Source organism: Aeromonas sp. QDB30 (assembly GCF_027707645.1).
In the GTDB taxonomy this organism is placed as follows: domain Bacteria; phylum Pseudomonadota; class Gammaproteobacteria; order Enterobacterales; family Aeromonadaceae; genus Aeromonas; species Aeromonas caviae.
Genome location: NZ_JAPCIY010000029.1, coordinates 25,556 through 47,113 on the forward strand (window position 1 = coordinate 25,556; position 21,558 = coordinate 47,113).

General features: G+C 57.7%; 15 protein-coding genes and 2 pseudogenes. 12 read left to right on the forward strand and 5 right to left on the reverse strand.

What is annotated here, in order from left to right:
- Window positions 1-5 precede the first annotated feature (5 nt).
- The 3 genes from PG896_RS10930 to PG896_RS10940 all read left to right on the forward strand — a co-directional run bounded on the left by PG896_RS10930 (window position 6) and on the right by PG896_RS10940 (window position 6,613).
- Window positions 6-2,330, forward strand: a complete 2,325-nt coding sequence (locus PG896_RS10930; protein ID WP_119197479.1) for an acyl-CoA dehydrogenase — start codon at window positions 6-8, stop codon at window positions 2,328-2,330.
- A 161-nt stretch (window positions 2,331-2,491) separates the two neighbouring features.
- Window positions 2,492-5,554 carry an efflux RND transporter permease subunit gene (locus tag PG896_RS10935; RefSeq protein ID WP_270835696.1) on the forward strand — a complete coding sequence of 1,021 codons (3,063 nt, stop codon included), beginning with the start codon at window positions 2,492-2,494 and terminating at the stop codon, window positions 5,552-5,554.
- Between the two features lie 15 nt (window positions 5,555-5,569).
- Entirely contained in the window at window positions 5,570-6,613 is a 1,044-nt protein-coding gene (locus PG896_RS10940; protein ID WP_270835697.1) for an efflux RND transporter periplasmic adaptor subunit, read from the forward strand.
- Between the two features lie 66 nt (window positions 6,614-6,679).
- On the opposite strand, the gene pyk is transcribed toward PG896_RS10940, so the two are convergent.
- Together pyk and PG896_RS10950 are read right to left on the reverse strand one after the other, a co-directional pair.
- Window positions 6,680-8,119 (reverse strand): pyruvate kinase, encoded by a 1,440-nt coding sequence (pyk, locus tag PG896_RS10945; protein ID WP_041214849.1) that lies wholly within the window; start codon window positions 8,117-8,119, stop codon window positions 6,680-6,682.
- 160 nt (window positions 8,120-8,279) lie between these two features.
- On the reverse strand, window positions 8,280-9,134 hold the full coding sequence (locus tag PG896_RS10950) for a MurR/RpiR family transcriptional regulator (protein ID WP_029314760.1): 855 nt from the start codon (window positions 9,132-9,134) through the stop codon (window positions 8,280-8,282).
- Between the two features lie 348 nt (window positions 9,135-9,482).
- Here PG896_RS10950 and glk point away from each other — a divergent pair, with 348 nt between their 5' ends.
- Window positions 9,483-10,451 (forward strand): glucokinase, encoded by a 969-nt coding sequence (glk, locus tag PG896_RS10955; RefSeq protein WP_270835698.1) that lies wholly within the window; start codon window positions 9,483-9,485, stop codon window positions 10,449-10,451.
- Between the two features lie 242 nt (window positions 10,452-10,693).
- Window positions 10,694-10,801, forward strand: a pseudogene (locus tag PG896_RS10960) (IS5/IS1182 family transposase); the annotation flags it as partial.
- Window positions 10,802-10,825: 24 nt separating this feature from the next.
- On the opposite strand, the gene manA reads toward PG896_RS10960, so the two are convergent.
- From manA to PG896_RS10975, 3 genes are read right to left on the reverse strand one after another with little or no spacing between them, the layout of a single operon-like run.
- Window positions 10,826-12,037, reverse strand: a complete 1,212-nt coding sequence (gene manA / locus PG896_RS10965; RefSeq protein WP_102948658.1) for a mannose-6-phosphate isomerase, class I — start codon at window positions 12,035-12,037, stop codon at window positions 10,826-10,828.
- Between the two features lie 32 nt (window positions 12,038-12,069).
- Window positions 12,070-13,452 carry an ATP-binding protein gene (locus PG896_RS10970; RefSeq protein ID WP_270835699.1) on the reverse strand — a complete coding sequence of 461 codons (1,383 nt, stop codon included), beginning with the start codon at window positions 13,450-13,452 and terminating at the stop codon, window positions 12,070-12,072.
- The gene (locus tag PG896_RS10975; protein ID WP_025327574.1) at window positions 13,452-14,126 is read right to left on the reverse strand and encodes a response regulator; all 675 of its coding nucleotides are present in this window, start codon (window positions 14,124-14,126) and stop codon (window positions 13,452-13,454) included. Before PG896_RS10975 ends, PG896_RS10970 begins: the two co-directional genes overlap by 1 nt.
- 997 nt (window positions 14,127-15,123) lie before the next feature.
- Here PG896_RS10975 and PG896_RS10980 point away from each other — a divergent pair.
- From PG896_RS10980 to PG896_RS11010, 7 genes and pseudogenes are all read left to right on the forward strand, one after another.
- Complete coding sequence (locus tag PG896_RS10980) at window positions 15,124-16,104, forward strand: IS5-like element IS5 family transposase (RefSeq protein WP_270835700.1); 981 nt, start codon at window positions 15,124-15,126, stop codon at window positions 16,102-16,104.
- Window positions 16,105-16,298: 194 nt separating this feature from the next.
- Window positions 16,299-17,420 (forward strand): dTDP-glucose 4,6-dehydratase, encoded by a 1,122-nt coding sequence (rfbB, locus tag PG896_RS10985; RefSeq protein ID WP_270835701.1) that lies wholly within the window; start codon window positions 16,299-16,301, stop codon window positions 17,418-17,420.
- Window positions 17,420-18,307: a dTDP-4-dehydrorhamnose reductase gene (gene rfbD / locus PG896_RS10990; protein WP_270835702.1), complete on the forward strand. Its 888-nt coding sequence runs from the start codon at window positions 17,420-17,422 to the stop codon at window positions 18,305-18,307. The genes rfbB and rfbD overlap by 1 nt, the downstream gene beginning before the upstream one ends.
- Before the next feature lie 125 nt (window positions 18,308-18,432).
- Window positions 18,433-19,311 (forward strand): glucose-1-phosphate thymidylyltransferase RfbA, encoded by an 879-nt coding sequence (gene rfbA / locus PG896_RS10995; protein ID WP_270835703.1) that lies wholly within the window; start codon window positions 18,433-18,435, stop codon window positions 19,309-19,311.
- 62 nt (window positions 19,312-19,373) lie between these two features.
- The gene (gene rfbC, locus PG896_RS11000; RefSeq protein WP_270835704.1) at window positions 19,374-19,928 is read left to right on the forward strand and encodes a dTDP-4-dehydrorhamnose 3,5-epimerase; all 555 of its coding nucleotides are present in this window, start codon (window positions 19,374-19,376) and stop codon (window positions 19,926-19,928) included.
- Window positions 19,928-21,166, forward strand: coding sequence for a flippase (locus PG896_RS11005; RefSeq protein ID WP_270835705.1), 1,239 nt, complete (start codon window positions 19,928-19,930; stop codon window positions 21,164-21,166). The genes rfbC and PG896_RS11005 overlap by 1 nt, the downstream gene beginning before the upstream one ends.
- Before the next feature lie 76 nt (window positions 21,167-21,242).
- Window positions 21,243-21,419, forward strand: a pseudogene (locus tag PG896_RS11010) (transposase); the annotation flags it as partial.
- Window positions 21,420-21,558: the final 139 nt, after the last annotated feature.

The window sequence follows — 21,558 nt, forward strand, 5'->3', positions numbered from 1 at the left end:
TCGGTATGATCACATTGCTTGTCCTGCTGGTGCTGGCGATAGCCGTGGTGCTCGGTGTCCCCGCCATCCGTAAAAAGGTGGTGACCCGCCCCGTGTTCGGCATCTTCAAGAAGATACTGCCGCCCCTGTCGGCCACCGAGCGGGAGGCCATGGAGGCCGGCTCCGTCTGGTGGGACGGGGAGCTGTTTCGCGGCAACCCGGACTGGAAGAAACTGCACGGCTACGGCAAGGCCGAGCTGAGCGCAGAAGAGCAGGCCTTTATCGACAACCAGGTCGAAACCCTGCTCGCCATGGTGGACGACTTCAAGATCGTCAACGAGACCAAGGACCTGCCGGAGCCGGTGTGGGACTATCTGAAGAAAGAAGGCTTCTTCTCCCTGATCATCCCGAAATCCTACGGCGGCCGCGAGTTCTCGGCGATTGCCAACTCCACCATCGTCACCCGTATCGCCACCAAGAGCCTGAGTGTCGCGGTCACCGTCATGGTGCCCAACTCCCTCGGCCCGGGCGAGCTGCTGATGCACTACGGCACCCAGGCCCAGAAAGATTTCTGGCTGCCGGGGCTGGCCAACGGCAAGGAGGTACCCTGCTTCGCCCTGACCGGGCCGGAAGCGGGCTCCGATGCGGGCGCCATCCCGGACAAGGGGATCGTCTGCAAGGGGATGCACAAGGGTGAAGAGGTGCTGGGCATTCGCCTCAACTGGAACAAGCGCTACATCACCCTGGCGCCGCGTGCCACCGTGCTGGGGCTGGCGTTCAAGCTCTATGACCCGGAAAAACTGCTGGGTGACAAGGAAGAGATCGGCATCACCTGTGCGCTGATCCCGACCAGTCACCCAGGCGTGCGCGTCGGCGATCGCCACTACCCCATGGGGTTGGCGTTCCTGAACGGTCCGACCTTCGGCAAGGATGTGTTCATTCCACTCGACTGGATCATCGGCGGCCCGGATTACGCCGGCCGCGGCTGGCGCATGCTGGTGGAGTGCCTCTCCGCCGGTCGCGGCATCTCGCTGCCGGCCCTTGGCACCGCCTGTGGTCACATGGCGAGCCGCACCGTGGGCGCCTACTCCTATGTGCGCAAGCAGTTCGGCATGTCCATCGGCAAGTTTGAAGGTGTGCAGGAAGCGCTGGCCCGCATCGGCGGCCTCACCTATCAGCTGGAAGGGGCTCGTCGCATGACCGCAGGTTCCCTGGACTTGGGCCAGGCTCCGGCCATCGTCACCGCGATTTCCAAGTACCACATGACCGAGATGGCCCGCCAGGTGATGGATGACTCCATGGACATCCACGCCGGTCGCGCCATCCAGCTGGGCCCGAAAAACTACACTGGCTACGCCTACATGGGCATTCCGGTGGCCATCACGGTGGAAGGGGCCAACATCCTGACCCGCAACCTGATGATCTTCGGGCAAGGGGCCACCCGCTGCCATCCGTATGTGTTTGCCGAGCTGGAAGCGGCGGCCGACACCGATGTGGAGCGCGGTCTCGAGAAGTTTGACGCCCTGCTGATGAAGCACATCGCCTTCGGTACCGGCAACTTCTTCGGTGCCCTGTTCCAGGGGCTGACCCTAGGTCAGTTCAACAGTGCCCCGGTGGCTGGCGAAACCGCCCGCTACTACAAGCAACTCTCCCGCATGAGCAAGGGGCTGGCCCTGTGCGCCGACGTCTCCATGCTGATGCTGGGTGGCGATCTCAAGCGCAAGGAGATGATCTCCGCCCGTCTGGGTGACGTGCTGAGCCACCTCTACCTGGCCTCCGCCACCCTCAAGCATTACGAGGATCAGGGCCGCATGGTCTCTGATCTGCCGTTCGTGCAGTATGCGGTGGAGCGCAACCTCTACCTGATTGGCAAGGCGTTCGAGGGCTTCTTCCAGAACTTCCCGAACAAGGTGGTGGGTGCCGTACTCAAGCGGGTGGTGTTCCCGTTCGGCGTCGGTTACAAGATGCCGGCGGACGATCGCTGCCATGCCATCTGTCTGGCCATGATGACGCCGGGCGAGTTCCGGGATCGTCTGACCGCGCTCTGTTATGTGGGCAAGGACGAGGCGGATCCGGTGGGGCTGATGGAGCGTGCCTTCCAGGCCATGGTCTCGGTGCAGCCCATCGAGAAGAAGCTGGTGCAGGCCCAGAAAGAGGGCAGACTGCCCCGCAAGCTGGCGCTGCCTGAGCTGGTGGCTGCGGCCCTGTCCCAGTCCATCCTCGGCAAGGAGGAGGCGGACAAGTTGCTGGCCGCCGATGCCCTGCGCTACGAGGCTATCCAGGTGGACAACTTCGCTCCTGGCGAGCTGGAAGGATTGTCTCAAACGAACCCGGTCGAGCATGCAGCCTGACCCCGAGCGTAAACCGACAACCGGCCCTAGTGGCCGGTTTTTTGTTGTTTAACCAGGCATTTACAAGGTCGATTAATTCCAGTTTAATGCAATGGCCCCCACCCTTGGGGCAGGAAGCAAGGCCATCGGAATGGCCGATAACAACAACTCAGGAAGAGTGAATGAACCTCGCCAAAACGGCGATCGAACGCCCCATCTGGGTGGCGGTCTCGGTCGTGCTGATTTTTTTGCTGGGCCTGCTCAGCATCCGGGGACTGCCCGTCCAGCTGTTTCCCGACATAGACCGTCCTCACCTCAACATCACGGTGGACTGGCGTTCGGCCTCGCCCCAGGAGATGGAGTCGGAGATAACCGATCCCATCGAGCAGGAGATGCAGGGGGTACAGGGGCTCAAGAGCCTCAGCAGCAACAGCTACCCCGGCTTCACCGAAATCGACATGGAGTTTGCCCTCGGCACCGACATGCAGCGGGCCCAGCTTGATGTCATCTCCCGCCTGAACCGGGTCTCGGGACTGCCGGACAACATCGGTGGCCCTTACGTCAACAACTACAGCAGCAACGACACCCTGACCTTCTTCTTCATCCAGCAACTGCCCGGCGCCAAGGGGGAGATAGACGATCACCAGGCGCTGATCGAGGCGAGGGTCAAGCCCGAGCTGGAGCGGATCCCCGGGGTGTCCACGGTCGACATCGAGGGGATCAACGAGCGCCAGATCCAGATCCGTTTCGACCCTTACCGCGCCGCCGAGCTGGGGGTGGAGATCCCGGTGCTCGCCAGCCGGGCAACGACGGGCTGGGATGTGTCGGCCGGCACCCTCGACATCGGCCGCTGGGAGTACAAGCTGCGCTTTGCCGGTCGCTATGACGTGGCGGCCCTGGGGGACAAGGTGGTGGACTGGCGTGACGGCCTGCCCATCTATCTGCGGGACGTTGCCGAGATCAGAGTGGCCCGGGAGGAGAACCCGGTGCTGCGCATCCAGAACGGCAACACCGCCATCGCGGCGCAGATCTTCAAGGAGAGCGGTGCCAATGCCCTGGCGGCGCTCGAGGGGATCAAGGCCAAGGTCGGGGAGCTCAACCGGGAGGTGCTGGAGCCGGTTGGCCTGCACATGGAGCAGTCGTTTGACGCTTCTCTCTACATCAACCGGGCGGTGAGCATGGTGACCGCCAACCTGGGGCTAGGAGTGCTGCTCTCCTGCGCCATCCTCTGGGTCTTTCTGCGCCAGCTCAAGGCGACCCTGATGATCGCGATCGCCATCCCCATCAGCATCATGCTCACCTTCTGCTTGCTCAAGGTGATGGGGCGAACCCTCAATATCATCTCCCTGGCGGGCATTGCGTTTGCGGTCGGCATGGTGCTCGACGCCGCCATCGTGGTGCTTGAGAGCATCTACCGGCGCCATGAGCGGGGTGATATCAGCAAGGGAGAGGCGGCGCTGGAGGGCACCCGCCGGGTGTGGACCGCTCTGGTGGCGTCCACCCTGACCACGGTCGCCATCTTCCTGCCGGTGCTCCTGCTCAACGACGTGGAAGGGCAGTTGTTTGCCGATCTTGCGCTCACCATCGCCTGCGCGGTGACGGTCTCCATGGTGGTGGCGGTCACGGTGTTGCCTGCGGTGGCGGCGCGCTGGATGGGGCACGAGCGGCTGATTGATCCCTTTGAGCGCCTGTGGTACCGCGCCACTCGCCATGTGATCCGCTGGACTGCCACCGCCCCCAGGCGCTGGGCCATTATCGTCCTGATGATGACGGGGCCTGTGCTGGTGAGCTGGTTGATGTTGCCCAAGATGAACTACCTGCCGGATGTGAAGCGGGACGCCATCGACGTCTGGATGAGTTTCACCCCCGGGGTCAATCTCAAGGCCCAGCGGGAGGAGGTGATCGATACCCTGATTGCCCGCCTCGACCCCTATATGAAAGGGGAGAAGGATCCTGTCCTCAAGAACTACTACATCCTGCGCTACCCGGGCGGTGCCCAGATCGGGGTGCGGCCAAAGGAGGAGAGCCAGATCAAGGTACTGGAGCAGCTCTTGATGAAGCAATTGCTGGTGGGCATTCCCGACACCCGGGTGTTTGGCGGTCAGGGGTCCCTGTTTGGCGGTTTTGACAGTGAAAACAGCATCTCCCTGCTGATCCAGGGGGGTGGGCTGCCCGAACTCTATCAGGCGGCCCGGGAGAGCATGACCATAGTGCAGCGGGACTTGCCCGGCGCCCAGGTCAGGCCAGAACCCGGGCTCGATTTCACCGCTCCCGAGCTTCGGCTGGTGCCCCAGGACAGGCGCCTGGCCGAGGTGGGCTGGGATCGCTCCCCCATGCCCGCCATCATCCAGACCTTTGGCGATGGTCTGCGGGTCGGCGAATATTTCGACGGGGATGAGCGGCTCGACATCCTGCTGATGGGGCAGGCCTCCGCCAACCCGGACGAGCTTAAGGCGGTGCCGCTTGCTACCCCGTCCGGACGTATCGTTCCCCTTGGGGAACTGCTGCGGGTGGAGCCGCAACTCGGGCCTGAGAGCATCTTCCGATCCGATGGGCGGCGCAGCATCAGCCTGCAGATTTCGCCCCCTGCGGGGATGAGCATGGAGCAGGTGCTCGACACCCTGCAGCACAAGAGCTTTGCCGCCATCCGGCCGTTGCTGCCGGCCGGGGGGGAGCTGCGGGTCGCCGGCAATGCCGACAGCCTGCAGCAGGCGCTGGGCAACCTCGGCAGCATCTTCCTGTTCGCCGTGATGATACTGCTCATTCTGCTGTGGGGGGTCTTCGCCTCCCTCAAGGATGCCGTGCTGGTGCTGCTCACCTTGCCGCTCGCCACCGTAGGCGGCGTGCTGGCGCTGCACCTGAGCGGTCTGGTGGCGCCGCTGCCGATGGACTTGCTCACTATCATCGGCTTCGTCATCCTGCTCGGGTTGGTGGTCAACAACGCCATTTTGCTGGTGCACCAGACCAGGATGGCCGAGCGGGAGGGGATGAGCCGACAGTCGGCAGTCACCGATGCCCTGCAAAGCCGGATGCGTCCCATCGCCATGACCAGCCTCACCAGCATCTTCGGCATGCTGCCCCTGATGCTGAGTCCGAGCGAGGGGAGCGAAATCTACCGGGGGCTGGCCACCGTCATCGTCGGCGGCATGAGCTGCAGCACCCTCTTCACCCTGATCCTGTTGCCCGCCTTCCTGCGGTTGGGGGAGCAGACCGACATACCGCACGCCCTTCGGCAGCGTGCCTGAGCAAGGAGCTCATCGATGACACAAGGTTTCACATGGATGGTGGTGGGGGCCCTGCTGCTGACTGGCGGGCTGCCTGCGCTTGCACAAAGCAAGATGGTGACGCTGGCGGAGGTGGCCCAGGGAGAGGCGGGGGCCAGCATCTGGGTCAGCGGCACGGTGGCGAGCCGCCAGCAGGCGGCGCTCAGCGCCGAAGTGAGCGGTCGGGTGGAGTGGATAGCCGAGTTTGGCAGCCGGGTGAAGGCGGGGGATGAGTTGTTGCGCCTGGACAGCGCGACCCTGCGCCTCTCGCTGGAGCAGGCGAGTGCGGAACAAGCCAGAGAGGGGAGCAACCTGCGTTACGCTCGCGCCGAGTTCCAGCGCCTGGATCGTTTGCACCAGCAAAAGAGTGCCTCCCAGAGCCAGTATGACAAGGCGCGCTATGACGTGGAGCAGGCTGAGCTGGCCGAGCAGCTGGCGCGGGTGCAGGTGCGCCAGATTGAGGAGCAGCTGCGCAGAAGCCGCATCTTTGCCCCGTTTGACGGAGTGGTGAATGAACACTTCATCCAGCCGGGGGAGCATGTGGATGCGGGCGAACAGGCGCTTGAGCTGGTCAATCCGGACCAGCCGGACATCCGGTTGCGTGCGCCTATTGCCTGGGCCCGGCAACTGGCCACCCAGACCCGGTTGCGGGTGGAAGGGGAGCAGCTCAGCAGCCACGCCATCTATTACCAGCGGGCGGCGAGCGCCGATCCCAAGTCCCGGCTCATCGAGCTGCGCCTCAAGCCGGAAGCGGGCACGTTCATCATCGGCTCGCCAGTGCGGGTGGCGCTGCCGATGGGAGAGCAGCACACCATGCTGCTGCCACGGGATGCCCTGGTGCTCGGCACCGAGGGAAGCGTGGTCTATCAGGTGGAGCAGCGCGGCGAGGCGCTCACGGTGAACCGGGTGCCGGTCACCGTGCTCTTTGGGGACAGCCGGGAAGTGGCGGTGAGCGGCGCTCTCAAGCAGGGAGACAAGGTGGTGGTGCGCGGCGCCGGCAGCCTGCAGGATGGAGACAAGGTGGAGCTGTTTCGCGGTTGAACCTGGGCAGATCCCATAAAAAACGGCTCCCGCGGGAGCCGTTTTTGTTGCAGGGAGGAGGGGCGATTACTCGACCATCATCACCTTGCAGGTGTTGGTGCTGCCGACGGTCTCCATCTTGTCGCCGTGGGTGAGCAATACCATGTCGCCGCTTTGCAGCAGTCCCTTGGCCTTGAGCACGTCCAGCGCGTCGCGGCACACCTCGTAGACCGGCTTGGTCTCGTCGCCATCAAACAGCACGGGAGTGACGCCGCGGTAGAGGTTGGCCCAGGCCAGGGTCTTGTTGTGAGGAGACATGGCGAAGATGGGCAGGCCGGAGCTGATGCGGGACATCAGCAGCGGGGTGGTGCCCGACTCGGTCAGCGCCACGATCGCCTTGACTCCTTCCAGGTGGTTGGCCGCATACATGGTGGACATGGCCACCGCCTCTTCCACCGAGGTGAAGGTGTAGCTCATGCGGTGGTTGGAGACGTTCAGGCTCGGGTGCTTCTCGGCGCCCACACAGACGCTGGCCATGGAGGTCACGGTCTCGATGGGGAACTGGCCGGCGGCGGTCTCGGCGGAGAGCATCACCGCATCGGTACCGTCAAGCACGGCGTTGGCCACGTCCATGACTTCGGCACGGGTCGGGAGCGGCGCGTTGATCATGGACTCCATCATCTGGGTCGCGGTGATGACCACGCGATTCAGGCGACGGGAGTGGCGAATGAGCTTCTTCTGCACACCCACCAGTTCGGGGTCGCCGATTTCGACACCCAGGTCACCACGGGCCACCATGACGGCATCGGAGCCAAGGATGATGTCTTCCATCGCCTCGTCGCTGGCGACGGTCTCGGCGCGCTCGACCTTGGCCACGATCTTGGCGTTGGAGCCAGCTTCGCGGGCCAGTTCGCGGGCGTAGCGCAGATCATCGCCGCTGCGGGGGAAGGAGACCGCCAGGTAGTCCACGTTCATGCGGGCGGCGGTCTTGATGTCTTCCTTGTCCTTCTCGGTCAGGGCCGGTGCGGAGAGGCCGCCACCTTTCTTGTTGATGCCCTTGTTGTTGGAGAGAGGGCCGGCCACGGTCACCGTGGTGTGGATGCGGGTGCCTTCGACCTGCTCGACCTTCAGTTGCACGCGGCCATCGTCCAGCAGCAGGATGTCACCGGATACCACGTCCTGCGGCAGGCTCTTGTAGTCGATGCCGACCTGCTCCTGGCAGCCTTCTCCCTTGCCGAGGGCGGCATCGAGAATGAACTTGTCACCGATGGCGAGGTAGATCTTGCCATCCTTGAAGGTGGAGACGCGGATCTTGGGGCCTTGCAGATCGCCCATGATGGCCACGTGGCGGCCCAGCTTGGCGGCGATGTCACGCACCTGGTTGGCGCGCTGGATATGATCTTCAGGAGTGCCGTGGGAGAAGTTCATCCGCACCATGTCGGCACCGGCGCGAATGATCCCCTCGAGAATGCCGTCGCGATCGGTCGCCGGACCGAGTGTGGTAACAATCTTTGTACGTCTTGGCATGAAAGACTCCAATGTGAAGTTGATATGACTTGAAATACTGCCCCGTCAAGCATGTGGCATGGCGCCAACTGGCAGGCCATCTGGGTGGCCTTCTGTGATTGAATTTCGATACTACACCAAGCCCGGTGGCTTAGACAGTCGGGGGCGAACCCCCGAATGATCAGGAGGAGTGCGGGGTATCAAAGCGGGATTCGCGCAAACCTTCTTTGACTTTTTTCAGGTTTTCGCGAAATTTCATGCCACGGCGCAGGGTGAAGCCGGTGGCCAGCACATCCACCAGGGCGAGCTGGGCGATGCGCGAGGCCATGGGCATGTAGACATCGGTGTCTTCCGGCACGTCCATGGAGAGCACCAGGTTGCATTCGCGGGCCAGGGGAGAGTCCTTGGCGGTCATGCCGATGACGGTGGCATCGTTTTCCCGGGCCAGCGCGGCAATTTCCACCAGGGCCTTGGTGCGGCCTGTGTGGGAGATGAGGACAACCACGTCCCCTTCGCTGCTGTTGATGCAGCTCATGCGCATCATGACGATGTCGTCGAAGCTCACCACGGGGATGTTGAAGCGGAAGAACTTGTTCTGGGCATCCCGGGCGACGGCGGAGGAGGCACCCAGACCAAAGAAACTGATCTTCTTGGACTGGGTCAGGATGTCGACGCAGCGGTTGATGGCGGAGATGTCCAGGCTGTTCTTGGCAGCATCGAGACAGGCCATGGTGGACTCGAAGATCTTGGCTGTGTAGGTGTCGGGCCCGTCTTCCGCTTCCACGTGGCGGTTCACATAGGGGGTGCCGTTGGCCAGGCTCTGGGCGAGGTGCAGCTTGAAGTCGGGAAAGCCCTTGGTATCGAGGCGACGGCAGAAGCGATTGACGGTGGGTTCGCTGACATCCGCCAGCTTGGCCAGGGTGGCGATGCTGGAGTGAATGGCGGTCTGGGGGGATGCCAGGATCACTTCCGCCACCTTACGCTCTGATTTACTGAAACTTTCCAAATTGTTCGTAATTTTATCGAGGGTATTCATCATTACCACCAGGCATTTTTGTAATTTAACTTCAGTGTCTGTGCACTAAATTCACAGCTCAAGCAGGTTTCCAATCTCCGCGATGACTATACAAGACAAGCGCTTATCGGAACTAATCTCGTCCATACAAAGTATGACTCATGTCTAATTATTTCGTGTTTTTAGTTACAAACTTCCATTCCGCCCTTGAAAACGCTTACAAATGTTGCAAAGCAACAACACTGTGAGCGGGCGCACAGTTGCATTCATAAAACGCGCCGCCGGGAAGCGGGCTCGAGTAGTATTGCAGCCAAATAACAAGGTCGGGACGGTAAGGGCCGCCCCGAGTCGGTAACGAAGGAGTTTGTTATGCAGCATACCCATGCGCTGGTGGGCGACGTAGGCGGTACCAATGCCCGGTTGGCCCTCTGCGAGCTGGCGACCGGCGCCATTTCCCAGGCAAAAACCTATTCAGGTCTGGCCCACCCCAGCCTGGAGGCCGTGGTGCGCCTCTATCTGGAAGAACATGGCGCCAAGGTGGGCGAGGCCTGCATCGCCATCGCCTGTCCCATCAACGGCGACTGGGTCGCCATGACCAACCACAGCTGGGAGTTTTCCATCAGCGAGATGCAGGCCAACCTCGGCCTGGCGCGCCTGCAGGTGATCAACGACTTCACTGCCGTCTCCATGGCGGTGCCCGTGCTGACAGAGGCTGATCGCATCCAGCTGGGGGGCGCGGCCCCGGTGGCGGGCAAGCCCATCGCCATCTATGGCGCAGGGACCGGCCTTGGCGTTGCCCACCTGGTGCAGGCCGGTGAGCAGTGGCTGAGCTTGCCGGGTGAGGGCGGTCACGTGGACTTCGCCGCCAACACGGAAGAGGAAGATGCGGTGCTGCAGGTGATGCGCGGCGAGCTGGGCCATGTGTCGGCGGAGCGTTTCCTCTCGGGCCCCGGGCTCGTCAATCTCTATCGCGGCCTGGTCAAATCCGATGGCCGCGAGCCCGAACCCTTTGCCCCCAAGGACATCACCGAGCGTGCGCTGGCGGGGGATTGCCTCGATTGCCGCCGCACCTTGAGCCTGTTCTGCGTGCTGATGGGCCGTTTTGCCGGCAACCTGGCACTCAACATGGGCACCTTCGGCGGCGTCTATATCGCGGGCGGCATCGTGCCGCGCTTCCAGGAGTTCTTTGTTGGCTCCGGCTTCCGGGTCGCCTTTGAGGACAAGGGGCGCTTCAAGCCCTACCTCAAAGAGATCCCCGTGTTTCTCATCACCCATGAGGGGCCGGGTTTGCTCGGCGCTGGCGCCTACCTGCGCCAGTCCCTCGGGATCCGGCTCTGACAGGCTGCGGAAACGATTGCACTGCGGTTCAGTCTGGATTCAGTGACCAGAGTGTACAGTAACCACACGTACTCAAGAGGACGGGGCTTCATAAGGAATTGAAACCGGTCTTCATCCGCTGGGTGCGTTTGTCACCTGACAAGCCTGAACTGTTTCAACCGGCCCTCGCGGCCGGTTTTTTTTATTTAAAAGCGACGGCTTAATGTTGGATCCAATCGCTATCTTGCAACCTGTAACTGCCCCATCTGAAGCAATGGCGGGGTATTGCGACAAGATACGCGAAAAACACAAGCTCGTTTGTAGCGGCAGTGCAGCTCTGCTGCGCGTACTGGTGGGCTACCGTCTCATGACGACAGCCCCTAAGTTGTCCTGTCTTAGCTGCGGTTACCGGCACGAGCTACCTGTCCTTCGGCCAGTAGCTGGTAGTCGCCGGTGGCGGCGGGAATGAAGGCTGATTGCCCCTTTTCCAAACACAATTCGTTGGTGCCCTGCTTGAGGGTCGCACAACCGTCTATGACAAAGAGGATCTCTGCGCTGGCGGTGATGAGGTTGTGCTTGCCAGCCGGGTAAATACTGAAGGTGAAGTCAGGCACTGGTACCCTGAAATGCTGTACCGAATTGTCGACGCTTGGACTGAGCAGTACTTGGTTGGCAGGTTTGGCCACAAAGCGAGTACAGGCTAGCAGCTCTGGCACGTCGATATATTTGGGGGTGAGCCCGGCGCGTAAAACGTTGTCAGAGCTGGCCATGATCTCCAAGCCAGTGCCGCGCACATAGGCATGGGGAGTGCATGCGTCTAGATACATAGCCTCACCCGGTTGCAAGGTCACCGTGTTCAAGAGTAGTGGCGCGAAAAGCCCCGTATCTCCGGGATACTGGGAGGCGAGCGAGGTGATAAGTGAGAAGATCTCTTCATCCTGATGGCGGGCTGCATAGGTCAAGAGGCCCGCCAGCGCTGTATCTTTACGCTCTCCTTCCATAATCAGCAACTGACGAAAACAGTCTTGCAGTCCTGCTTCGTCCTGATTAGCTGCGTGAGCGGCGGTGAGTCCCTTTGTCAGTTCGCCTAGGACAGGCAGACTGATTCGATCGAGTAGTGCCAGAATAGCGGGAACGGTGCGAAAGCCGTTCATCGCTTGATAGGCGGTAAGGGCGAATACCAGCTCCGGCTTGTGGTTTGGATCCTTGTAATTGCGGTTGCCTGACTTGGAGGGAATGCCAGCGGTCTCTTCCTTGGCAAAACCGGCTTCGGCCTGCGCCTTGCTCGGATGTACCTGGATGGAGAGCGCCTTCTCAGCGCACAGTACTTTGAACAGATATGGCAGGCTACCGAAGCGGGCTGCGGTGGCTTCACCCAGCACCGCGGCCGGGGCTGCGTCGATAAAGGCAGAGAGCTTCTGTGTGCTATCCGTCAAGTTTACTTCGGAGCAACCGTTGGGGTGGGCACCCATCCACAGCTCGGCTTGAGGCTTGCCATCAGGGTTCTCTATGCCAAACAAGTGGGTGAGGGCGTTATGACTACCCCAGTCGTAGCACTGGATTGGGTTGTGCATCAGCAGAAAAGGGGGGAGGTCTCGGCTTTTCATAATAAATGTCTCGGGTTTTAGCTAAGAAAGAGTCAGGGAAGGGTCATCTGGAAACGGGCGCCGCCGAGGGGGGACTCGTCCACCTGAATGTCGCCGCCATAGCTGTGCACTATCTCGGTCACCACGGCGAGGCCGATACCCTGGCCGGAGGAGCTATCGGCGCGCACCCCGCGCTGGAAGATAAGCCCGGATTTGCCGGGGGCGATGCCGGGGCCGTCATCCTCCACCACGATGAGCAGGCCGCTCTCCTGACGCAACACCGACACCTGGATCTCGCTGATGGCGAACTTGCAGGCGTTGTCGAGCAGGTTGCCCATCAACTCCATCAGATCGCCCTGTTCACCGTGAAAGAAGACGTCGTCATCAAACTGGAAGCCGGTCTGCAGCTTCTTGTGGCGGTAGACCTTGGTGAGACTGGCCAGCAGCTTCTCGATGAGGGGCACCGGCTCGGTGCCCTTGCTGGCAAGGCGTTTTCGTCCGGTGACGGCACGGCGCAGCTGGTACTGGATGATCTGATCCATGGTGGTGATCTGCTCACTGATATTGTCATGGATATTGTGTCCGAGCTTGAGCTCCTGGGCGGTGATCTGGATGAGCGCCAGCCGGGTTTTCAGGCTGTGGGCCAGATCATTGAGGGCGTGCTGGTAACGCTGGGTCTGCTGGCGCTCGTTTTCCAGCAGCTGGTTGACCGATTCGGTCAGCGGCGTCAGTTCCCGCTCGTAGTCGTTGGAGAGCGACTCCCGGGAGCCGGCGCGGATCTCGTCAATCTGCCGCGCCATGGTGCGCAGGGAGGAGAGACTCCAGAAGCTGGTCAGCAGCAGCAGGGCCCCGAGCAGGCAATAAGAGAGCAGTGCCTGACGAATGCAGCGGTAGAGATACTCCCTGGTCTGAGCCTGGTAACGCTTGGCGGAATCGACCATCACCACGTAGTAGGTGGTGGGGCCGTCGCCGTGATTGCGCAGGAAGCGCAGGCTGTAGATGAAGTAGCTCTCGCCGTTCTTGATGGTGTGCAGTTTGAAGAAATAGTCCTGATCCAGGCCGCCAAGGTACTTCATCAGATCCCGGCAGATGGTTCCCTTGATGGTGATCACCTCGGGCATGTGCAGGCTGGACCAGCTCAGCTCTCCGTCGGCGCGGCAGATCAGGGTGTCGAGATTGGGATCGATGGCATCCGGGGTGAGCTTGCCTAGATCCGTCATTGCGTGGGGCTCCGGCTGCTTGGACGAGAACAGCTTGGAGAGGTTCTCCTGCATGCGGACACTGGCTTTCTGGGCCTGCTCCTCGGCGTGGCCAAGATAGAGGATATAGACCGAGAAGGTCATGATGAGCGCGATGACCAGCATGGCGCTCAACATCAGCTTGAGGTGCAGCGAGCGGTGGATCAGTTGCATGGGGCGCAGCATGAAAAGAGGCATCAGCTGCAGGAGAGGTTGAAGATGTAACCCTGTCGGCGGATGGTGGAGATGGGGGCGATGACCCCTTCCGGATCCAGTTTCTTGCGCAGTCGGCTCACCATGACCTCTATGGTGTTCGGATCCCCTTCGCCATCGCCATAGAGTTGATCCAGCAGCTGCTGCTTGGAAACCACCTGGCGGGCGTTGCGCATCAGGTATTCCAGGATCAGATACTCGAAGCTGGTGAGCACGGTGACCTCACCGGCGACGGTCAGCTCCTTGCGGGAGAGGTCCAGCTCGTAGTCGCCCGCCTTCACTCTGGGGGAGATGAAACCGGCGCTGCGGCGCACCAGCGCATTGAGTCGGGCAAGCAGCTCGTCTTTCTGGAAGGGTTTGACCAGATAGTCGTCGGCGCCGGCCTCCAGACCCTCTACCTTGTCTTGCCAGTTGCCTCTGGCCGTCAGGACTATGATGGGGAAGGGGATCTGCTGTTCGCGCAGCCGGCTGATGAGCTGCAGACCGTCCATGTCCGGCAGACCCAGATCGATGATGCCCACATCGATGGGGTAATCGGCCGCATAGTGCAGCGCCACCTGGGCACTGTCCGTGCTGTGGACTTGATTCTGGGCCTCGGTCAACAGCGTGGTGAGGTGATGATTGAGCAGCTTGTCGTCTTCAACCAGTAGGATTTTCATAAGATGCATGATGATAAGGGTCCAGGCTGTCAATTAGAGGGTGTCTAAAGGGGAGAGTCAATGAGGATCCTACATAACCCCCCTGTATCGGGACTGAATCGTGCCTGCCTTTGTTTACGGCCCTTATTTTTGCAGCGGTAACCATGCCGCCTAAGCTTCCCTGTGATCAATGCCATCAAATCAGATGAGGAATGTTGGGTTCCATTGGTGACAACTTGCGACTGTTCTGATCGCATTGATGGGGATGGAGATGCGTTGTTCTGTCGAATCATTGCGCGTCATCACGACTGGTAGAAGTCATTCCGGTTGTCAGGTCGCAGCAGGCATGCTGTTGTAATCACCTGAACGGATTCAGTTTTATCGTTTGGCTCGGATGATTGGGACAGCTCCGAGCGTGGTGCAGAGAGGAATGTTGAGCGTGAAAGGCCGGAAGGCTGAATGGGTGGTTTTTTTGAATCCCTACCGTACGAGAGGTTTTCTGCGGTTTTGACTATTCATCCCCGGGCCAAACGCGATAGAATCTGGCCCAAAATCGGGTTTAGGGCTCTCAGTTGCCCAAGGTATGAACAATGCTGCCGCCAGGAATCCCTGGCCAAGCAATGGATGCAGCTCCATTGTGAGGCATCAACCAAAACAAAAAGCTGGAGGATATGATGACCAACAGCGCGCACAATCAGGTTAAAAGCAGCATGTTGGGAGCTGTAACTCAGGGGCGGTAGCGTGATCATTTATCCATCTCAATCTTGCGTTGGTTCATAGTCGTTAATCCTCTTGCCTTGAGGACCTTTCTTCGTGCAGACAGACAGCAGACAGATAGTCACGCATGCCCACACAAATGCCACCGAGTGGGTTCAAGCATTCGTGAACTGAGCGCAATCACTTTGTTCTATGAAGAAAAAGCCAGAGTGATACACAGCCGCAGAACCTAAGGAAGGTGCGAACAAGTTCCTGATATGAGATCATGTTTGTCATCTGGAGCCATGGAGCAGGGTTCATCATGAGTCATCAACTTACCTTCGCCGACAGTGAATTCAGCAGTAAGCGCCGTCAGACCCGAAAAGAGATTTTCCTCTCACGCATGGAGCAGATCCTGCCATGGCAGGATATGACCACCGTCATCGAGCCGTTTTATCCCAAAGCCGGTAATGGTCGTCGGCCCTATCCGCTGGAAACCATGCTACGCATTCACTGCATGCAGCATTGGTACAACCTGAGCGATGGCGCGATGGAAGATGCTCTGTACGAAATCGCCTCCATCCGTCTGTTTGCCCGGTTATCCCTGGATAGCGCCTTGCCGGACCGCACCACCATCATGAATTTCCGCCACCTGCTGGAGCAGCATCAACTGGCCCGCCAATTGTTCAAGACCATCAATCGCTGGCTGGCCGAAGCAGGCGTCATGATGACTCAAGGCACCTTGGTCGATGCCACCATCATTGAGGCACCCAGCTCGACCAAGAACAAAGAGCAGCAACGCGATCCGCAGATGCATCAGACCAAGAAAGGCAATCAGTGGCACTTTGGCATGAAGGCCCACATTGGTGTCGATGCCAAGAGTGGCCTGACCCACAGCCTAGTCACCACCGCGGCCAACGAGCATGACCTCAATCAGCTGGGTAATCTGCTGCATGGAGAGGAGCAATTTGTCTCAGCCGATGCCGGCTACCAAGGGGCGCCACAGCGCGAGGAGCTGGCCGAGGTGGATGTGGACTGGCTGATCGCCGAGCGCCCCGGCAAGGTAAGAACCTTGAAACAGCATCCACGCAAGAACAAAACGGCCATCAACATCGAATACATGAAAGCCAGCATCCGGGCCAAGGTGGAGCACCCGTTTCGCATCATCAAGCGACAGTTCGGCTTCGTGAAAGCCAGATACAAGGGGTTGCTGAAAAACGATAACCAACTGGCGATGTTATTCACGCTGGCCAACCTGTTTCGGGCGGACCAAATGATACGTCAGTGGGAGAGATCTCACTAAAAACTGGGAATAACGCCTTAAATGGCGAAGAAACGGTCTAAATAGGCTGATTCAAGGCATTTACGGGAGAAAAGATCGGCTCAAACTGAAAAAATGAAATGACTGAGTCAGCCGAGAAGAATTTCCCCGCTTATTCGCACCTTCCCTAACTAAAAATCTTTCCTTTTCATTAAATTGCAATCAGGAACCTTTCAATGAAGATCCTTGTCACCGGCGGCGCCGGTTTTATCGGTTCGGCTGTTGTTCGCCATATTATTCAACATACCCAAGATTCAGTGATCAACCTCGACAAACTCACCTATGCGGGCAATCTGGAATCCTTAGCCGGTGTCGCAAACAGTGAACGTTATTCCTTTGAACTGGTGGATATCTGCAACCGCGCCGAACTGGACCGGGTGTTTGCCCTGCATCAACCGGATGCCGTGATGCACTTGGCGGCCGAGAGCCACGTCGATCGCTCCATTACCGGCCCTGCCGATTTCATCGAAACCAATATCGTTGGCACTTACATGTTGCTAGAAGCGGCCCGCGCCTATTGGAACGGTCTGGACGAGGCTCGCAAGGCGGCGTTCCGCTTCCACCATATCTCCACCGACGAGGTCTACGGCGATCTGCCCCATCCTGATGAGGTGAATACCGGTGAGGCGCTGCCGCTCTTTACCGAGAGCACCCCCTATGCCCCTAGCAGCCCCTATTCTGCCTCCAAGGCATCGAGCGACCATCTGGTGCGCGCCTGGCGCCGTACTTACGGCCTGCCAACCATAGTCACCAACTGCTCCAACAACTACGGTCCTTACCACTTCCCCGAGAAGCTGATCCCGCTGGTGATCCTCAACGCGCTGGATGGCAAGCCGCTGCCGGTGTATGGCAAGGGGGACCAGATCCGCGACTGGCTCTATGTAGAGGACCATGCCCGTGCCCTCTATACCGTGGTGACTACCGGTGTGATTGGTGAGACCTACAACATCGGCGGCCATAACGAGAAGCAAAACCTGGAGGTGGTACACACCATCTGCGATCTGCTGGACGAGATGGTACCTCTGTCTCCCTCGCACCTTGGGGGAGAGGGCCGGGGTGAGGGGAGAAGCTACCGCGATCAAATCACCTACGTGGCGGATCGCCCCGGTCACGATCGCCGTTATGCCATCGATGCCAGCAAGATGAGCGCTGAGCTCGCCTGGCAACCGCAAGAAACTTTCGAGTCCGGCATTCGCAAGACGGTGCAGTGGTACCTGGATAACCAGCAGTGGGTCAGCAACGTCAAGAGCGGTGCCTACCAATCCTGGATTGAACAGAATTACGGGGAGCGTGCCTGATGCATATTCTGCTGTTTGGCAAAAACGGCCAGGTAGGCTGGGAGCTGCAACGGGCACTGGCACCGCTCGGGCGTATCACCGCCGTTGATTTTGACTCCACTGACTATTGCGGTGATTTTAGCAATCCGGCAGGGGTGGCCGAAACGGTACGTCTGGTCAAGCCGGATGTGATTGTCAACGCCGCAGCCCACACCGCAGTCGACAAAGCAGAGAGCGAACGTGAGTTTGCCGAGCTGCTCAACGCAACCAGCGTGGCAGCGATAGCCAAAGAAGCAGAAGTATTGGGTACCTGGCTGGTACATTACTCCACCGACTATGTGTTTGATGGCAGCGGTGAGCGCCCCTGGGTGGAAACCGATGCGACCGCCCCGCTCAATGTCTACGGCGAAACCAAGCTGGCAGGGGAACAAGGCGCCGCTATTTGCTCCCGTCACCTGATCTTCCGCACCAGCTGGGTCTATGCCGCCCGTGGCGCCAACTTTGCCAAGACCATGTTGCGCTTTGGCAAAGAGCGTAGCGAGATGTCAGTCATCAACGACCAGTTCGGCGCTCCGACCGGCGCCGAGTTGCTGGCCGATTGCACGGCCCATGCGATCCGCACGGCGCAAGGCAAACCCGAGGTGGCGGGCCTCTATCATCTGATCGCCTCCGGTACCACCACCTGGTTTGATTATGCCCAGCGAGTCTTCGCCAAAGCGCGGGAAGCCGGTGTCGAGTTGGCAGTGACCCAGGTCAAAGCCGTGCCGACCAGCGCCTTCCCGACCCCGGCCAAACGCCCCCATAACTCCCGCCTTGATACCAGCAAATTCCAGCGCACCTTCGATCTGGTGCTGCCGGACTGGACGGTCGGTGTGGAGCGGATGTTGACCGAGATCCTCGGCAAGTAATAAGAAGAGGGCGAGTGGTGCGGAGATGTACGCCTCTCGCCACCAGGGATAAAACACAACAAGAGTGGCTATTGGGCACACTCTTTTTGATGGTTGCATCATTCAAATATAAGAAATTAAACATCATGACCAAACGTAAAGGCATTATTCTGGCCGGTGGCTCGGGCACCCGTCTCTATCCAGTCACCATGGCGGTGAGCAAGCAGCTGCTGCCCATCTATGACAAGCCGATGATCTACTACCCGCTCAGCACCCTGATGCTGGCGGGGATTCGCGATATTTTGATCATCAGCACGCCGCAAGATACTCCCCGCTTTGAGCAACTACTGGGTGACGGTAGCCAGTGGGGCCTGAATTTGCAATACAAGGTGCAACCAAGTCCGGACGGGTTGGCACAAGCCTTTATTCTGGGTGAAGAGTTCATCGGTTCAGATCCCTGTGCACTGGTGCTGGGCGACAACATCTTCTACGGCCACGATCTGCAGAAACAGCTGGCGGCGGCAGCGGCCAAAGAGAGCGGCGCCACCGTCTTTGCCTACCATGTGCACGACCCTGAGCGTTATGGGGTTGTTGAGTTTGATAAAGAAGGCACCGCTATCTCTCTGGAAGAGAAGCCGTTGGAGCCCAAGAGCAACTATGCGGTCACCGGCCTCTATTTCTATGACAATAGTGTGGTAGATATTGCCAAGAGCCTGAAGCCATCACCGCGTGGTGAGCTTGAAATCACCGATGTGAACCGTATCTACTTGGAGCAAGGCAATCTGTCGGTGGCGATGATGGGCCGTGGTTATGCTTGGCTTGATACTGGCACCCATGAAAGCATGATTGAAGCGAGCAACTTTATTCAGACAATCGAGACGCGTCAGGGGTTGAAAGTGGCCTGCCCGGAAGAGATTGCCTATCGCCAGACGTTCATTACTGCCGAGCAGGTGCGTGAGCTGGCGGCACCGTTGGCAAAGAATGCCTATGGGCAATATCTGCTAAAGATGGTTTCGAAAGCCTGATGTGATATTGGGGGCGGGATACGCTACCCCAATAGAGATTGAATTAAATTTGGATATCAGCAATGAATGTAATCAAAACCGAGATTCCTGACGTGCTTATCTTTGAGCCAAAAGTATTTGGCGATGAGCGTGGTTTTTTCTTTGAGAGTTTCAACCAGAAGCTGTTTGAAGAGGTTGTTGGTTATCCGGTCACTTTCGTGCAGGACAATCACTCCAAATCATCGCAAGGGGTGCTGCGTGGCTTGCACTATCAGTTGCCTCCCCATGCTCAGGGCAAGCTGGTGCGGTGTGTTGCGGGTGAAGTCTTTGATGTGGCAGTCGATATCCGCAAAAGTTCGCCGACCTTTGGGCAATGGGTTGGTGCTCACCTGTCAGGTGAGAACAAGCGACAGTTGTGGATCCCGGAAGGATTTGCCCATGGTTTTGTCACCTTGAGCAACACGGCGGAGTTTTTGTATAAGACCACTAATTACTATGCACCGCAGAGTGAAGGGGCTATCCGTTGGGATGACCCTCAGGTGGGGATTGAGTGGCCAATTGAAGGTGAAGTGAGTCTATCTAAGAAAGACCAAGAGGCCGTTAGCTTGATTTATGTAAACAATGCTGAGTTATTTTAATGAGTATATTACGTAATACCGCATGGAATTTTGCGGGGTACATATTGCCAACAATAATAACTATCCCGGCACTTGGTTATTTAAGTCGAATGTTAGGTTTTGAGTTGTTTGGTATTTTTACTCTTTCACTTGCCTTGTTTGGTTACGCAAGTATTTTTGATGCAGGCCTAACTCGAGCAGTAATTAGAGAAGTCTCATACTATCGAAACAATTTCAATGAAAAATTAAAAATAATTGCCACGTCAACAATTGTGGTAAGTTTTTTAGGGTTTATTGGTATGTTAATCATATTGTGCTTAGATAAAAAATGGCCAATATGGTTAAATGTATCAGAAGATTTTTATACAGACTTGCAAGACTCAATGAAATTGTTGGCTGTGATGGTTCCTGTTTTTTTGATAGGGCAAATTTGGTTAGCTATTCTAGAGGGTGAGGAGCGTTTTGCTAATTTAAACTTGCAAAAGACAATCACAGGCAGTGTGCAGGGTGGATTACCTGCACTATTTGTACACTTTAGTCCAACCTTGATGAGCGCTATCTCTGGGTTGCTTATTGGGCGTTTGCTGGTGATGTTTTTAGCAATTTATACTTCGCGCAAAATATTGTTCAGCATGCGTTTCAATATCGATTCTATTGTATTAAAAAGGCTAATCTCATTTGGTGGATGGATTACCCTAAGTAATATTATTAGTCCAGTAATGAGTTACTTTGATCGATTCATCGCCTCTAATATGTTAGGTGCATCACATATTGCTGCATATACTGCACCATCTGAATTTATTTCTCGTTTAAGTATTGCGCCGGGTGCTTTGTCTAGAGTGATTTTCCCTAAATTGGTTGCGTGTGATAAAGAAGAACGAAATAAAATTAAAACGAAGTCTTTTTATATTATGGCATTGCCGATTCTTGGTCTTTCTATTGTTGTTGGGGTTTGGGCTGACAAATGGCTTACAATATGGCTTGGAAGCAGTTTTTCTAACACTTCACCATTAATTTTACAAATTTTATTGGTTGGTTTTTTTTTCAATTCACTCGCATTAATTAGCTTTTCCAGCTTACAGGCCAAAGGGTTCTCTAATGTGACTGCATTTGTTCATGCTATAGAGGTGATACCATATTTACTAGCATTGCTCTATGGAATTAAGGAGTTCGGTATGATTGGTGTTGCTGTATGCTGGACCATTAGAGTGTCTATTGATTTTTTGTTGATGTTCTTTTTGGATAAAAAATTCGAATAGTCTTTCCTGATTACCCATTATTAGCAGTCACCACGAACTATACTGATCTTACGTACGGTTATCGAGGTGCAAGATCATGGCAAAAAGCAAAGTCCAATTCCAGAAAGGCTACAGCCTGTTTGTGTTTCTCAATGACTATGGCACTGAGGCTCAGTGCGAAAACGCACAGTTCACTTGGCGTTTTCCTAACGGCTTTGTCTGCCCTGAATGTGCCAACAAGACCTGTTGTCGCCTGAAAGGGCGGCCACGAGTGTGGTAATGCACCTGTTGTCACAAACCAAAACAGGCTTGTCAGCGATGGAGCTAAAGCGTCAGGTAAGTATTCACCGGAACAGTATTGACACAGGAAAAATGAGACGATCGTCTCTTGATCCCACTTTCCTGCTTGCTTG

Bases quoted from the DNA above. Each gene is read 5' to 3' on its own strand.
- PG896_RS10930 (WP_119197479.1), top strand. From the start codon at position 6: ATGATCACATTGCTTGTCCTGCTGGTGCTGGCGATAGCCGTGGTGCTC.
- PG896_RS10935 (WP_270835696.1), top strand. From the start codon at position 2,492: ATGAACCTCGCCAAAACGGCGATCGAACGCCCCATCTGGGTGGCGGTC.
- PG896_RS10940 (WP_270835697.1), top strand. From the start codon at position 5,570: ATGACACAAGGTTTCACATGGATGGTGGTGGGGGCCCTGCTGCTGACT.
- pyk (WP_041214849.1), bottom strand. From the start codon at position 8,119: ATGCCAAGACGTACAAAGATTGTTACCACACTCGGTCCGGCGACCGAT.
- PG896_RS10950 (WP_029314760.1), bottom strand. From the start codon at position 9,134: ATGAATACCCTCGATAAAATTACGAACAATTTGGAAAGTTTCAGTAAA.
- glk (WP_270835698.1), top strand. From the start codon at position 9,483: ATGCAGCATACCCATGCGCTGGTGGGCGACGTAGGCGGTACCAATGCC.
- manA (WP_102948658.1), bottom strand. From the start codon at position 12,037: ATGAAAAGCCGAGACCTCCCCCCTTTTCTGCTGATGCACAACCCAATC.
- PG896_RS10970 (WP_270835699.1), bottom strand. From the start codon at position 13,452: ATGCCTCTTTTCATGCTGCGCCCCATGCAACTGATCCACCGCTCGCTG.
- PG896_RS10975 (WP_025327574.1), bottom strand. From the start codon at position 14,126: ATGAAAATCCTACTGGTTGAAGACGACAAGCTGCTCAATCATCACCTC.
- PG896_RS10980 (WP_270835700.1), top strand. From the start codon at position 15,124: ATGAGTCATCAACTTACCTTCGCCGACAGTGAATTCAGCAGTAAGCGC.
- rfbB (WP_270835701.1), top strand. From the start codon at position 16,299: ATGAAGATCCTTGTCACCGGCGGCGCCGGTTTTATCGGTTCGGCTGTT.
- rfbD (WP_270835702.1), top strand. From the start codon at position 17,420: ATGCATATTCTGCTGTTTGGCAAAAACGGCCAGGTAGGCTGGGAGCTG.
- rfbA (WP_270835703.1), top strand. From the start codon at position 18,433: ATGACCAAACGTAAAGGCATTATTCTGGCCGGTGGCTCGGGCACCCGT.
- rfbC (WP_270835704.1), top strand. From the start codon at position 19,374: ATGAATGTAATCAAAACCGAGATTCCTGACGTGCTTATCTTTGAGCCA.
- PG896_RS11005 (WP_270835705.1), top strand. From the start codon at position 19,928: ATGAGTATATTACGTAATACCGCATGGAATTTTGCGGGGTACATATTG.